Source organism: Methylobacterium sp. XJLW, from assembly GCF_003254375.1.
GTDB lineage: Bacteria > Pseudomonadota > Alphaproteobacteria > Rhizobiales > Beijerinckiaceae > Methylobacterium > Methylobacterium fujisawaense.
Map to the genome: position 1 here is coordinate 5,927,243 of NZ_CP016429.1, position 14,289 is coordinate 5,941,531.

11 protein-coding genes are annotated in these 14,289 nt (G+C 69.9%); 5 read left to right on the forward strand and 6 right to left on the reverse strand.

The annotated features are described in order from the left end of the window. Nucleotides 1-32: 32 nt before the first annotated feature. Complete coding sequence (gene ybgC, locus A3862_RS27325; protein WP_205782303.1) at nt 33-485, forward strand: tol-pal system-associated acyl-CoA thioesterase; 453 nt, start codon at nt 33-35, stop codon at nt 483-485. Nucleotides 486-590: 105 nt separating this feature from the next. Here ybgC and A3862_RS27330 read toward each other — a convergent pair whose 3' ends face one another. Then, nucleotides 591-1,379 carry an HpcH/HpaI aldolase family protein gene (locus tag A3862_RS27330; RefSeq protein ID WP_111474132.1) on the reverse strand — a complete coding sequence of 263 codons (789 nt, stop codon included), beginning with the start codon at nt 1,377-1,379 and terminating at the stop codon, nt 591-593. Nucleotides 1,380-1,688: 309 nt separating this feature from the next. Here A3862_RS27330 and tolQ point away from each other — a divergent pair, with 309 nt between their 5' ends. The 4 genes from tolQ (at nt 1,689) to tolB (ending at nt 5,618) form a co-directional block, all read left to right on the forward strand. Further along, on the forward strand, nt 1,689-2,405 hold the full coding sequence (gene tolQ / locus A3862_RS27335; RefSeq protein WP_043349106.1) for a protein TolQ: 717 nt from the start codon (nt 1,689-1,691) through the stop codon (nt 2,403-2,405). A 27-nt stretch (nt 2,406-2,432) separates the two neighbouring features. Further along, complete coding sequence (locus A3862_RS27340; RefSeq protein WP_043349109.1) at nt 2,433-2,879, forward strand: ExbD/TolR family protein; 447 nt, start codon at nt 2,433-2,435, stop codon at nt 2,877-2,879. Between the two features lie 9 nt (nt 2,880-2,888). Then, a complete protein-coding gene (gene tolA / locus A3862_RS27345; protein ID WP_043387948.1) occupies nt 2,889-4,214 on the forward strand; it encodes a cell envelope integrity protein TolA in 1,326 nt (441 codons plus the stop codon). Between the two features lie 66 nt (nt 4,215-4,280). Then, entirely contained in the window at nt 4,281-5,618 is a 1,338-nt protein-coding gene (gene tolB / locus A3862_RS27350) for a Tol-Pal system beta propeller repeat protein TolB (protein WP_043387949.1), read from the forward strand. A 210-nt stretch (nt 5,619-5,828) separates the two neighbouring features. Here the strand turns inward: tolB and A3862_RS27355 are convergent, their stop codons facing one another. The 5 genes from A3862_RS27355 to A3862_RS27375 form a co-directional block, all read right to left on the reverse strand. Continuing rightward, complete coding sequence (locus tag A3862_RS27355) at nt 5,829-7,061, reverse strand: MFS transporter (protein ID WP_043387950.1); 1,233 nt, start codon at nt 7,059-7,061, stop codon at nt 5,829-5,831. Between the two features lie 37 nt (nt 7,062-7,098). Beyond that, the gene (locus A3862_RS27360; protein WP_111474133.1) at nt 7,099-9,693 is read right to left on the reverse strand and encodes a sensor histidine kinase; all 2,595 of its coding nucleotides are present in this window, start codon (nt 9,691-9,693) and stop codon (nt 7,099-7,101) included. A 375-nt stretch (nt 9,694-10,068) separates the two neighbouring features. Next, a complete protein-coding gene (gene ahcY / locus A3862_RS27365) occupies nt 10,069-11,469 on the reverse strand; it encodes an adenosylhomocysteinase (RefSeq protein WP_043353165.1) in 1,401 nt (466 codons plus the stop codon). A 159-nt stretch (nt 11,470-11,628) separates the two neighbouring features. Further along, a complete protein-coding gene (locus A3862_RS27370; RefSeq protein ID WP_043755840.1) occupies nt 11,629-12,033 on the reverse strand; it encodes a hypothetical protein in 405 nt (134 codons plus the stop codon). A 307-nt stretch (nt 12,034-12,340) separates the two neighbouring features. Next, entirely contained in the window at nt 12,341-14,284 is a 1,944-nt protein-coding gene (locus A3862_RS27375; RefSeq protein WP_111474134.1) for a potassium transporter Kup, read from the reverse strand. Nucleotides 14,285-14,289 lie beyond the last annotated feature (5 nt).

Here is a 14,289-nt window from a genome sequence, read left to right on the forward strand (position 1 = left end):
CGCCGTCGCTCAAGCCGTCGCTAAAGGAGCGCATGAGCGCGATCGAGCCCTACATGCACGAAACGGCCGAGGTCGATGGCCAGGGCCACCGGCTGGGCGTGCGGGTCTACTACGAGGACACCGATTTCTCGGGCTTCGTGTATCATGCGAGCTATCTGCGCTTCCTGGAGCGCGGCCGCACGGAACTCCTGCGGGAACTCGCCGGCGATCAGTCCGATCTGCACCGCGACGCCCGGGGTCTCGTCTTCGTCGTGCGGCGCATGAGCCTCGATTTCATTCGGCCGGCCCGGATGGACGATTTCCTGACCGTCGTCACCCGAACCCGCGCCCTGCGCGGCGCATCGATGCACCTGACCCAGGACGTCCGGCGGGGCGATGCCGTTCTGGTTTCAGCCGATGTGACAGTCGCTTGCGTCCGGGACGGGCGCGCCGTGCGCCTCCCGGACGCGCTCCGGCAGCGTCTCGCGCCGGGAGAGGCCGCCTGATCAGATTTTGCAAAAGCGGCCGCCGGCTCTGCGGCGGATACCCGGCATCAGCCAGCGCCATGAGCGGATCATGCGTCGGCTTGCCAATGCAAGCCTACCCGGAGCTCAGCCCGCCCGGGATGGATCGGCCTCGCACAGCACGCGGGCGAAGGCGTTGACGATGGTCATCGCGTCATACTCGATCGAGACCAGCTGGTAGCCCATCCCGACCATTTCCCGCGCCCGCGCAGGAGATGGCGCGAAGGCGCAGGGGATCTTGCCTGCCGCCCGGGTCTTGCGCGCGATCTCGCTGAGGGCTGCCGTCACCGCCGATCCCAGGGGATCGATGACGGTCCCCTGCGACAGGGCGATCGACAGGTCGGCGGGCCCGACCAGGATCCCGTCGATGCCCGGTACGGCGAGAATCGCCTCCAGGTCGGCGATCGCCGCCTGGGTCTCGCACATGGCGATCGTGAGGGCCCGGTCGTTGGCGCCTGCAAGGTAATCCGCCCCGTTCCGGAGCCCCGACAGCCACATGGCCCGGTCCGGCCCCCAACTCCGCTGGCCCACCGGCGGGAATTTCGCGGCGGCGGCGAAGGCCTCGGCGTCCGACACGGTGTTGATCATCGGCGCCACGACGCCGGCGGCGCCGGCATCGAGCATCCGCGAGACCATGGCGAAGTCGCCCACCGGCACCCGCACCAGCGTCGATTTGCCGGCCAGCGCCACTTCCGTGATCGCCGCACAACAAGATTTGTAATCGTGGGTGCCGTGCTGTTGATCCAAGAGCACGGCATCGAAACCCGCGCGCGCCAGGAAGCCGGCCACCATCGGGTCCGCGATCATGGACCAGCCCAGGAACCGGGCCGGGCCGGTGGGCAGAAGGTCGGGCAAGCTGGGAACGGGGAGGGTCATGCGCGTCCTGCGTGGATCTCAGGGCTCTCGACTCGGCGCCGCTGGCGGCGACCATACGGGAGGCTCTTTCGGCAGGTCCAGCCCGAATGGCCCGGAAGCCCGCGTCCGGTGCCTCAGGATCGCCTGGATCGAAACCGATCCTTAACCCTGCCGCGCCCTTAACGGAGGCGATGCCACGGCGGGGCGCAGGGCCGCCGACGGCCCTTACTTTCGACAGATTCGCGGGCGACAGCGTTGATATCGCTCACGGATCCGACGGACGCGGGCCTCGCCCGGCGCATCGCGATCCGGAGCAGGAGATCTCGACGGATGAACCCAGCCGACGCGATGCAGGCCGCGCCTGTCGCCGACATGACGCTGCTCGGCCTGTTCCTGCAGGCCCACTTCGTCGTGAAGATCGTGATGATCGGGCTGCTCAGCGCCTCGATCTGGTGCTGGTCGATCATCGTCGACAAGACACTTCTGTTCCGCCGGACGAAGGCCGAGATGGACGCGTTCGAGGACGCGTTCTGGTCCGGCCGCTCCCTGGAGGAGCTGTTCCGCTCGTTCAACGACCGTCCGGCCACTGGCCTCGCCGCCGTCTTCGTCGCCGCCATGCGGGAGTGGAAGCGCTCCTTCGAGGGATCCGGCCGGCAGATCCAGTCGCTCTCGCAACGCATCGAGAAGCAGCTCGACGTCACCATCCACCGCGAGGTCGAGCGGCTTGAGTCGCGGCTCCTGTTCCTCGCTTCGATCGGTTCGGCCGGCCCGTATATCGGCCTGTTCGGCACGGTCTGGGGCATCATGACCGCCTTCACGTCGATCGCGGCCTCGAAGAACACGTCGCTCGCGGTCGTCGCTCCCGGCATCGCCGAGGCGCTGTTCGCCACCGCCATCGGCCTGTTCGCCGCGATCCCGGCGGTGCTCGCCTACAACAAGCTCCAGGCCGAGGTGACCAAGGCGCAGTCGCGCCTCGAGGGCTTCGCCGACGAGTTCTCCGCCATCCTCTCCCGCCAGATCGACGAGCGGCTGCCGCTCGCCGCCTGACCCGGCTGATCCAGAGGAGAATGATCCATGGGCATGGCAGCGGGCGCATCGCAGGGCGGCAAGCGCCGCCGGCGCCGGGGCCGCCGCGGCGGTCCCATCAACGAGATCAACATGACGCCGTTCATCGACGTCGTGCTCGTTCTCCTGATCATCTTCATGGTCGCGGCGCCGATGATGACCGTGGGCGTTCCCCTGGATCTGCCACAATCCAAGGCCTCCCCGCTGAATTCCGACGTGAAGCCGATCACCCTGTCGATCCGCCAGACCGGCCAGGTCTTCCTGGGCGAGGACGAGCTGACGGACGACACGATCGTGCCGAAGCTCATGGAGACCGCCAAGACCGGGACCGAGGAGCGCGTCTTCGTGCGCGGCGACAAGCGGGTCGATTACGGCCGCGTGGCGCAGGTGATGGCGATCGTGACCGGCGGCGGCTTCAAGAAGGTCGCCCTCGTCACCGAGCCTGAGCATCAGTAGGGCCGTCCCGTGGAGTTCCGCTTCGACCGCAAGGAACCGGGTGTCTGGATCTCCGCCGGCACCCATGTCGCGCTGCTCGCGCTGGCGCTCGTCAGCGTTGCGGCCCCGGCCCTGCCGGAGGCCCAGGAGGGCGTGCCCGTCGAGGTGATCACCGAGAACCAGTTCTCCGAGATCACCAAGGGTGAGCGGCAGGCCGACAAGCCGATGCCGAACGCGACGTCGCGGGCGGACCGCAAGGCCGAGAAGTTCGAGGATCGCGAGCCCGAGAACGCCAAGACCGACGCCCCCACCGCCCCCACCCGCACCGCCGAGATGAAGCTCGCCAACGCGGAGGAGATGCCGCTCCGCGGCGAGCCGGATCCGCAGGAGGCGGCTCAGGCCGCGAAGGCGGCGCAGGAGAAGCGCGACGCCGAGAAGGCGGCCGCCAAGGCTGCGGAGAAGGCTGCGGAGAAGGCCGCCGCGGAGAAGGCTGCGGCCGACAAGGCCGCCAAGGCCGAGGCGAAGGCCAAGTCCGAGGCCGCCGCTGCCAAGGCCGAAGCCGAGAAGCGCGAACAGCTCGAGAAGCTGATCGAGAAGCAGGAGGCCGAAGCCGAGGCCGCCGCGCAGAAGGCCGCCGCGAAGGCCAAGGCCGAGGCCGCCGCCAAGGCCGAAGCGGCCAAGGAAGCCGCGAAGGAAGCCGCCAAGAAGGCCGCGGACGCCAAGGCGAAGGCCGAGGCGGAGGCCGAGCGCCAGAAGGAGATCGCCGAGGCCAAGGCCGAAGCGGAGCGCGAGAAGGCGGAAGCCGCCGCGAAGGCCAAGGCGGAGGCTGCTGCCAAAGCGAAGGCGAAGGCCATGGCGGATGCGAAGGCGAAGGCCGACGCCGAGGCCAAGGCGCGCAAGCAGGCCGAACTCGCCGACAAGTTCAATGCGGGCGATATCCGTTCGATGCTGGCTTCGAAGGCGCCGTCGCAATCGACCGGCGCCACCGGCCACACGGTCCAGAAGGTGGCGGCGCTGGGCGCCGCGACCGGCACGGCGCAGCGTCTGTCCCCGTCGCTGCGCGACGCCCTGGTCGGCCTGCTCCAGCAGCAGATCGAGCGCTGCTACTCGGCGCCTCCCGGCGCGGCCCAGGGCGTGGTCCTGCCGGTGCTCGACATCCGCCTGAACCCGAACGGCTCGCTCAGCACCGAGCCGCGGATCATGCGCGGCGGGTCGAGCGCGGTGGATCAGTCGATCGCACAGGCCGCGCTCCGGGCGGTCCGCCGTTGCGCGCCGTACAACATTCCGGCCACCTATGCGCCGTATTACAACGACTGGAAGGCCATCAACGCGGAGTTCGAGTTCACGGCGACCTGAGGTCTTCCAGCCCGCGTACCGCCGTCCCCGCGTCCTCGTCTGATCGTCACTCGGATCCGACCCATCATGCTGCACCTCCCCTTCGTCGGGCGTCTCCCGACGTCCTACGCCGCGCGCCTGATCGCGCTTCTCGTGATGCTGACGGGCTTCCTGGCGGGGCCCGCCCAGGCGCAGCTGCAGCTGCGCATCGGCGGCGGCAACTTCCAGCCGATGCCCATCGCCATCGCGGATTTCGGCGGCGACCCGAGCCTCGGCGGCCTCGTCTCCGGCGTGGTCACCAACAACCTGCGCCGCTCCGGCTATTTCACGCCCCTCGAACACGCCCGCTTCCCGGAGCAGCCGAACTTCGATGCCGCTCCGAATTTCGAGAAGTGGCGCGCCACCGGCGTCCAGGGGCTCGTCACCGGCCGCGTCGTCCGAGAGGCCGGCCGGGTCAAGGTCGAGTTCCGGCTCTGGGACGTGACCTCCGGCCAGCAGATGACCGGCCAGCAATACGGCACGGACGCCGCCAACGTCCGGCGCACCGGCCACCTGATCTCCGATGCGGTCTACACAAAGATCACCGGCCTCGGCCCCTGGTTCGACAGCCGCATCGCCTTCGTGGACGAGACCGGTCCGAAGGAGAATCGCCGGAAGCGCCTGATGGTCATGGACCAGGACGGCGCCAACGTCCGGGCCATCACCACCGGCGAGATGTCGATCGTGGCGCCGCGCTACTCGCCGGCCACGCAGGACATCGCCTTCATGGCGCAGGCCACCGGCCACCAGCCGCGGGTCCAGGTCATCAACCTGGAGACCGGATCGCGCCAGGCGCTCGGCAATGTCGACTCGATGAGCGCGAGCCCGCGCTTCTCCCCGGACGGGCGTAAGATCGTGATGAGCGTCCAGCAGGGCGGCAACGCCGACATCGTGACCATGGACATCGCCTCGAAGGCCCAGCGGTCGATCACCAACGGCATGGCGATCGATACCTCGCCGACCTACTCGCCGGATGGCGCGCAGATCGCCTTCGAGTCCGACCGCGGCGGCTCGCAGCAGGTCTACGTGATGGGGGCGGACGGCTCGAACCCGCACCGCATCACCTTCGGCGCCGGCTCGGCCTCCCAGCCGGCTTGGTCGCCCCGGGGCGACCTGATCGCCTATACCCGGCAGCGCAACGGCGGGTTCGCCATCTGCGTGGCGAAGCCCGACGGGTCCGGCGAGCGCGTCCTCACCGAGGGCTTCCACAACGAGGGCCCGACCTTCGCGCCGAACGGCCAGTACGTGCTGTTCTTCCGCGATCCGGGCGGTCAGGGCGGCGGCAAGCTGTTCATGGTCGACATCACCGGCAAGGTCGAGCAGCCGGTCCCGACGCCCGCCTACGCGTCGGATCCCACATGGTCGCCGCTGCTGGCGGGCCGCTGAGCGGCAGCCACCTCTCCCGATCCGCGGCGTCCGGTGTTGTCGGACGCCGCGGCTCCGCCCGTCATCGCGCGTGCCGTGCGGTGACCCAGGGCCGCGTCAGGTCCGCATGCGTGGCGCCGGCCTGGATCGCTGCGCTCGGCGCGCGAACACGGCGGCGACGCGGGCCATCGCGGACGACGCTGAGGCATCTCCGGCCGCGTCCCGATCTCGTCACCCCTGCACCATCAGCCGGTCGCGCGCCTTGAGGGCCGGGAACAGCCGGCCCCAGAGCAGCGCCACGCCGATCGTCGCGGCGCCCCCGACCACCACCGCCGGGACCGCCCCGATGGCGGCGGCCAGCAGCCCGGATTCGAACTCGCCGAGTTCGTTCGAAGCCCCGATGAAGACCGTGTTCACCGCCGAGACGCGGCCGCGCATGGCGTCCGGCGTCTCCCCCTGCACGAAGGTCTGGCGCACGTAGACCGAGATCATGTCGGCGGCGCCCGTGACGAACAGGCAGGCCATCGAAAGCGGCAGCGACGTCGAGAGCCCGAAGGCGACCGTGGCGGCGCCGAACACGGCGGCGGCCCGGAGCATGCGCAGCCCGGCATGGCGCCGCAGGGGGTAATTCGCCAGCAGCACCGCCATGGCGACCGCGCCGAAGGCCGGCATGCTCCGGAGCGCCCCGAGCCCGAGTGGGCCGACATGCAGCACCTCGTCGGCATAGATCGGCAGCAGCGCCGTGGCGCCGCCAAGCAGCACGGTGAACAGGTCGAGGCTGATCGCCCCGAGCACAACGGGCTGCGAGCGGATGTAGGCGATGCCGGCCGAGAGGGCCGCCCAGGTGATCGGCGGCCGCTCGCTCACCGCCGCCGGCCGGAAGCGGATCAGCAGGGTCAGGACGCTGGCCACGGCAAAGCTGGCCCCGGCCCCGCCGAACACCACGGCGGGCCCGAGGGCGTAGAGGAAGCCGCCCAAAGCCGGTCCCATCACGGAGGCGCTCTGCCACAGGGACGCGTTCCACGCGATGGCCGAGCTGAAAAGCGGTCCCGGCACCAGGGTCGGCAGCAGCGCCTGGAGGGCCGGGTTGGCGAAGGCCCTGGCGGTGCCCACGAGGATGACGAGAGCGTAGATGGGCCAGACGGCGTGCACGCCTGAGAGCGCGCAGGCGAGGAGGCCGAAGCTCGCCAGACTTTGGAGGGCGAAGGCGGCGGCGCCGACGAGGCGGCGATCGTAGGCATCCGCGACATGGCCGGTGATCAGCGCGCAGAGCACCGCTGGCAGGAAGCCCGCGAGGCCCACGAGGCCCAGCGCCAGGGCGGAATGGGTCACATCGTAGACGAACCAGCCGATCGCCACGGCCTGCATCTGATAGGCGAGGCCCGTCAGGAAACGGGCCGCGCCGAACAGGCGGAAATCGCCGATGCCGAAGACGGCCCAGCCGGAACGATCGTGTGCGGACATGCTTCCTGCTGCGCGGGACCGCCGGAAGAAGCAAGCGCTACGGCGACGTGCGCCGGTCGGATGTCGCAGCCTCGAGCCGGCTCGAGGCCACGCTCAGGCCGGGCTTGCGCGGCGGCGCCTGTGGCGGGACCGGGGGGCGCGATTCGGGGAGCGGCTCGCGCCGGGGCTGCCCCGCGAGATCGGTGGGGAAGGTGCAGGTCACGCGGGTGCCGTTCCCCGGAGCGGTCTCCAGCAGGACCCGGCCGCCATGCAGCTCGACGAAGGATCGGACGATCGACAGGCCGAGACCGACACCGCGATGGCGGGTGCCGAGGGTGTGGCTCTCGAAGCGGTTGAACACCGAATCGGCGATCTCGGGCGGCATGCCGCGGCCGTGGTCCCGGACGCTGAGGAGAAGTTCCTGCGCGGTGCGGCGGGCATGGACCTCGACGCGCTGGCCCGCATCCGAGAAGCCGACGGCGTTGGACAGCAGGTTGAACAGGATCTGGCGGACCCGCTTCCCGTCCGCATGGACACTGCCGATATCCTCCGGCACGTCGAGCGCCAGGGTGATGTGCGATTCCGCCAGCCGGTCCTCGATGCCGCGCACTGCGGCCTCGATCGTCGCCTGGACATCGACATCCTCCCGCTGCAGCTCCAGCGAGCCGGCATCGATCGAGGCGAGGTCGAGGATGTCGTTGATGATGACGAGCAGCGCCGCCGAGGAGCGCATGATGTGGTCGGCATATTCGCGCTGCCGCTCGTTGAGCGCGCCCACGGTCTCGTCGCCCAGGAGCTGGGTGAAGCCGATGATGTTGGTGAGCGGCGAGCGCAACTCGTAGGAGACGTGGTGCACGAAGGTGTCGCGCAGCTGCGCGGCCTTCTCCAGGGCGTCGTTCTTCTCGGTGAGGGCCCGCTCGACGTTCACGCTCGCCGTGACGTCGATCAGGGTGAGGAGCGTCGCGCCCTCCGGGAGCGGCTGCGCCGCGCAGTCGAGGACGGTGCCGTCCACCACCTCAAGCCGGCACGCGCGGGCGGTGCGCGACTCGAGGCCGACCACCGCATCCCGGATGTCGAGCCACGGCTCCTCGGCGGGCGCCAGGGTGCGGCAGGCGGCGATGACGGCGTCCACGTGCGGGCGGTCCTCGACCATGGCCGGGTCGAGCCGCCACACGGTGCAGAAGGCCCGGTTGGCGAGGGTCAGGCGCCCGTCCGCGCCGAACACGGCCACCGGCTCGGCCAGCGTGTCCAGGGTCTCGGCCTGCAGCCGCCGGAGGGCGTTGTAGCGCGACTCGGCGTTCAGGCGATCCGAGACGTCGTCGAACAGATAGGTCAGGCCGCCCTGCGGGTTGGGATCTGCGACGACGCGCAGCGTCCGGCCGTCGGGCAGGTACCACCACGTCTGGTTCGCCTCCGCGGCCCGGTAGGCGGACAGCACGCCCTGCTTCCAGCCGCGGAAATCCGCATGCTCCTCGAGCTTCCGCTCTGCCCTGAGGTGATCGAGGATCTCGCCGTCCGACGGGCGGCCGTCCAGGAAGGCCTGATCGAGGTCCCAGAGCTGACGGTAGGCGGCGTTGTGGAAGATCAGGCGCTGCGAGACGTCGAACATCGCCACGGCGGTCGGCAGCTGGTCGAGGGTGCGGACGTTGGCGTTCATCTGCCGCTGCAGGTCGGCGCGCACGCTCTCGAGTTCCGACACGTCGATGGCGATGCCGACCCGGCCGGTCTCGAGGCCCGTCTCGAACACGTCGAGCATGCGCCGGTTGCCGGCCACGATGGCCGAGAGGCGCGGAACGCTTCGGGTCAGGCCGGCGAAGCGGGCCGCCTCCTCGCGGGCGATGGTCTCCCGCGCCGGCCGGTCGAACAGCTCCAGGCCGGCATCGAGGGCCGCCTCGCGGCTCTCCGCCTCGACCGCCGCCACGTAGGCGGCGTTGACCCAGCTCAGGCCGCCGTCCCGGTTGCGCCGCCAGACCGGCTGCGGGATCGCGTCGAGGAGACCCGACAGGGCCGACAGCCCCCGGCGGGTCTCGTCCAGGGTCGCCCGCAGGTCGGCGATCTCGCAGCGCTCCTGGCTGGTCTCGCGCAGGCGCAGGAGCGCCCGTCCCGCCACGGCCTGCCCGTGAGCCTCGATGTTCCGGCCGGTCTGACTGCGCAGGCTCAGCGCGAAGCTCGTGCCCCGCGTCCGCAGGGTTTCCACGGCGGCCTCGACTGCGGTCGCGTCGGCGGCGACGAGCCAGGTCCCGAAGGCCAGCACCCGGCGGGCATAGCCCGAGGCCGGCCGTTCGCCGTGGATCGCAAGGCTGATGTCGCCCTCCACCACCGGTTCGCTGCGCTGATCCCAGGTCACGATGATCTGGCGCTCGGCGTTGAGGAGCATCTCGGCCCGGTCGTGGGCGCCGCGCAGGACATCGAGGGTCGCGGCGAGTTCGCGCTCGCGACGGGTCCACCGCCCGCGCTCGTACAGGTGGAGGAGCGACAGGATCACCGCGAAAGCTACGAGGCCGCCCAGGATCGCCAGGGCGGCCACGCTGTGGATCTCCCGCGCGGGATGTGCCGCGGCGGCCTCCGGCAGCTCGGCGAGCGCCGCGCTCGCCGTCATCAGGGCAAGTGCGCCCACGCCGATCCGAACGTGCGTCGCACGACCGACACCCATGCTTCGCCCCGCCCTCGCGCCCGATGGCGGTCCGGCCGGCGCGCGTCACCGCGCGGCGCGGAACGCACCGTTCCTGCAGTGATTCTCCCGAACCGCCGCAGCCCCGCCGATCTAAGATTCGCCCACACTCTACAGTGGGGCGGATTCGACCCGGAAGGGGAACGAAGCGTGGCCTTTGACGATGTCGGCATAATCACTCGTTAACGACACACAGAAGACACAGTTCGAATCGGCATCGAGTGCTTGACAAACGAGAAGGCCCGGCGCAGCGCGCCGGGCCTCCAGGATTCCTGCCGAACTGGCCGCGTGCCGGGACCGGACGGCGCGCCGCTCGGCCCGCGATCGGGGCCGTGCGCGCCGCCCGGAACGCCGGGCTCAGTAGCGGTAGTGCTCGGACTTGAAGGGGCCGTTCTCGGCGACGCCGATATAGGCCGCCTGATCGGGGCGGAGCTTCGAGAGCTTCACGCCGATCTTCTCCAGGTGCAGGGCCGCCACCTTCTCGTCGAGCGTCTTCGGCAGGGTGTAGACCTGCTTCTGGTACTTGCCCGGGTTGGACCACAGCTCGATCTGGGCCAGCGTCTGGTTGGTGAACGAGGCCGACATCACGAAGGACGGGTGACCGGTGGCATTGCCGAGGTTCACCAGGCGCCCCTCCGACAGGAGGATGATGCGGTGGCCGTCCGCGAAGGTGATCTCGTCCACCTGCGGCTTGATGTTCGACCACTTGAGGTTCTTCAGGCCGGCGACCTGGATCTCGTTGTCGAAGTGGCCGATGTTGCAGACGATGGCCCGGTCCTTCATCGCCCGCATGTGCTCGATGGTGATGATGTCCTTGTTGCCCGTGGCGGTGACGAAGATGTCGGCGCGCGGGGCCGCATCCTCCATGGTCACGACCTCGTAGCCCTCCATGGCAGCCTGAAGCGCGCAGATCGGGTCGATCTCCGACACGAGCACGCGGCAGCCGGCGTTGCGCAGGGAGGCGGCCGAGCCCTTGCCAACGTCGCCGAAGCCCGCGACCATGGCCACCTTGCCGGCCATCATCACGTCGGTGCCGCGACGGATGCCGTCGACCAGCGACTCCTTGCAGCCGTAGAGGTTGTCGAACTTCGACTTGGTGACCGAGTCGTTCACGTTGATCGCCGGGAAGAGCAGCTTGCCTTCCTTGGCGAGCACGTAAAGGCGATGCACGCCCGTGGTGGTCTCCTCGGAGACGCCCTTGATGCTGTCGGCGAGGCCCGCGAACCAGCCCTTCGGCTTCTCGGCGAGCTTCCGCTTGAGGAGCGCGAAGAAGACCTCCTCCTCCTCGCTCTCCGGCTTGTCGAGGAAGGCGGTATCGCCGTTCTCGGCGCGCAGGCCGAGATGGACGAACATGGTCGCGTCGCCGCCGTCGTCGAGGATCATGTTCGGCATGCCGCCGTCATGCCAGTCGAACAGGCGCGAGGTGTAGTCCCAGTACTCCTCCAGGGTCTCGCCCTTGACGGCGAAGACCGGGATGCCGGCGGCGGCGATCGCGGCGGCGGCGTGATCCTGGGTCGAGTAGATGTTGCAGGAGACCCAGCGGATGTCGGCGCCGAGCGCCTTCAGGGTCTCGATCAGCACGGCGGTCTGGATCGTCATGTGGAGCGAGCCGGCGATCTTCGCGCCCTTCAGGGGCTGCGCCGCGCCGTACTCCTCGCGGACCGCCATCAGGCCCGGCATCTCCGTCTCGGCGATCGAGATTTCCTTCCGGCCGTAATCGGCCAGCCCGATATCCTTGACGATGTAATCCTTGGCCATGAGTCGATGGCTCCGTGTTCGCGTTGCGGGTCGGGGCAATCCCCTACCATCCTGCGACCTACGAAGCAATCAAGACATAAAGATGTCTTTATGCGTTCTGATCGGCGGGGCGGCCACGCGTGTGCCCGCCCCGCTCCGGATCAGGGTCGATGCGGCCGCTCAGCGGCTCGGCCGCGCCAGCCATCCGAGGCCGAAAGCCACGGCGGCCACGAGGGCGAGGGTCGCGCCGCGGTTCTCGTCCGCACGCGCCGCGAGGCTGCGGCCGTGGCGCACCGCGCGGTCGCGGTAATGATGACCGCGTTCGATCGCCTCGTCGGCCAGGGCGTGCCCGCGATCGCTGACCTCACGGAACCGGGCGCGCCCCTCCTCGACGAGGTGCTCGCCCCCGTGGCGCAGGTCGCGCACCGTGTCCCGGGCCTCGCCGTAGGCGTACTGAGCGGCGCCGGCCGCCTGATCGTAAGCGCCCTCGAACTGGTCGCCGGCCCGGCCGCGAACCGCGCCCGCGGCCGTCTTGACCCGACCGCGCAGATGGCGGACGCCGCCTTCGAGATGATCCCTGTTCATGCTGTCTCTCCGATCGGGCGCGCCCAAAAGGGGCGCGTCGCTTGTGTCGGGGCGGAACGACGGCGGACGGCTCCGGTTCCCCGCGGCGGGGCGGAGCGGCTTCAAGTTTCCGTGCTTCGGCGCACGCATGCCGGAAGCAGGTCCGGATCGGCGCGGAGCACAGGACGGCGGTCGCGCCAATCCCCGGGGCCCGATCGGTGGATATCGACGGGCCGCCGGTCCGTCGATCTCTCGGTACGACTCGGCCTCTGCTGCCGCGCGTCGCGCCGGTGACTGTCCGGGCGGCGGGAATGTCTCGGGCGCCGGGCTAGATCTCGATCTCGGTGCCGACCTCCACGACCTGCCGGGTCGGCACGCCGAAGAACGCGCCGGTGCGCTCGGCATTGCGCTGCATGAAGGCGAACAGGTTCTCCCGCCAGGGCGCCATGCCCCGCTTGTCGTTCCGCGGGATGATCGTCTCGTGTCCGACGAAGATGGTCATGTCGTCGAGGATGTGCGGCGGCAGATGGCGGGATTCGACCGCGCATGCGAGGCCTTCCGGGATCGAGGCCTCCTCCATGAAGCCGTAGCGCAGGATCACCCGGTAGAAGTCCGGCGCCAGGATCGTCACATGGGCGCGCTGATCCCGTGGGACGGTGGGCGTCTCCTCATAAAGCGCCGTGATGATCAGGATCCGCTCCATCAGGGCGCGGTTGCGCTCCACGAAGCGCGAGAGGTGCAGCGGGATCCCGTGCTCCGCGGCCGAGAGGAACGCGGCCGTGCCCGGCAGGCGCAGAAGATCGCGGTGCTGGAGGCCGGTCAGGAATACGTCTTCCGGCAGGCGCAGGGCGGCCCGCGCCTCCTCGACCAGCTCGTTGCCCTTCTTCCAGGTCAGCATCATCAGGGCGACGAGACCGGCGAGCACGAGGGGAAACCAGCCGCCCTCGAACAGCTTCACGCTGTTGGCGGCGAAGAACACGGCGTCGAGGGCGAGGAAGGCGCCGTTGACCGCGAAGACCAGGATCGGATTGTAGCCCCAGCGCAGCGCGATGAGCGCGGCGAGCAGCGTGGTGATGCCCATCAGCATCGACACCGCGATCCCGTAGGCCCCGGCGAGGGCGTCGGAGGAGCCGAACACCACCACCGCCGTGAGGGTCGCTGCGGCCAGCAGCCAGTTCACCGCCGGCACGTAGATCTGGCCGCGCTCCTCGTGCGCCGTCTGCACGATGCGCATCGCCGGCAGGAAGCCGAGCTGGATCGATTGCTGGGTCAGCGAGAACACGCCCGAGATGATCGCCTGCGAGGCGATGATGGTCGCCATCGTGGCCAGGGCGACCAGCGGCAGGTGTCCCCAATCCGGGCAGAGGCGGAAGAACGGGTTCTCGAGGGCGTCGGGCGCGGCGATCAGCAGGGCGCCCTGGCCGAAGTAATTGAGCATGAGCGCCGGGAGCACCAGCGCGAACCATGCGATGCGGATCGGCAGGGCGCCGAAATGGCCGAGATCGGCATACATCGCCTCGCCGCCGGTCACCGCCAGGAAGGCCGCGCCCAGCATCAGGAAGCTGACATGCCAGCCGGCATGGACCAGGAAGTCCACCGCCCGTAACGGGTTGGCCGCCGCCAGGATCTCGGGCTTGGCGATGATGCCGGCGATCCCGAGCAGCCCCAGCACCACGAACCAGACGAGCATCACGGGCCCGAACACGCGGCCGATGGCGGCCACGCCCTTGTGCTGGACCAAGAACAACCCGACGAGGATGACGAGCGTGATCGGCACCACGTACGGGCCGAGCGCCGGCGCATCGACCTTCACGCCCTCGATCGCCGACAGGACCGAGATTGCCGGGGTGATCGCGCCGTCGCCGTAGAGCAGCGCCGCCCCCACCAGACCGACCACCAGAAGCAGCGCCCTCCCCGTGCCCGGCCGGGCCTGCCGGGCGCCGAGCAGCGCCAGCATGGCGACGATGCCGCCCTCGCCGCGGTTGTCGGCGCGCAGGATCAGCACCGCGTATTTCAGCGACACGATCAGGATCAGCGACCACAGGATCAGCGACACCGCCCCCGTGGCCGCCGCCGGCACCGACGCCCCGCCGGCGGTCGCCGCCTTCACGGCCTCCTTGAACGCGTAGAGCGGGCTCGTGCCGATGTCGCCGTACACGACGCCCAGCGCGCCCAGGACGAGGGCGGGTCGGAGCCGGCCGCGCGCCGCATCCGCGTCGGTCGTGCCGGTCTCGGGCCGGGTCTTCGCCGCCGGGGCAAGGGTCTGGCTCAATGCAG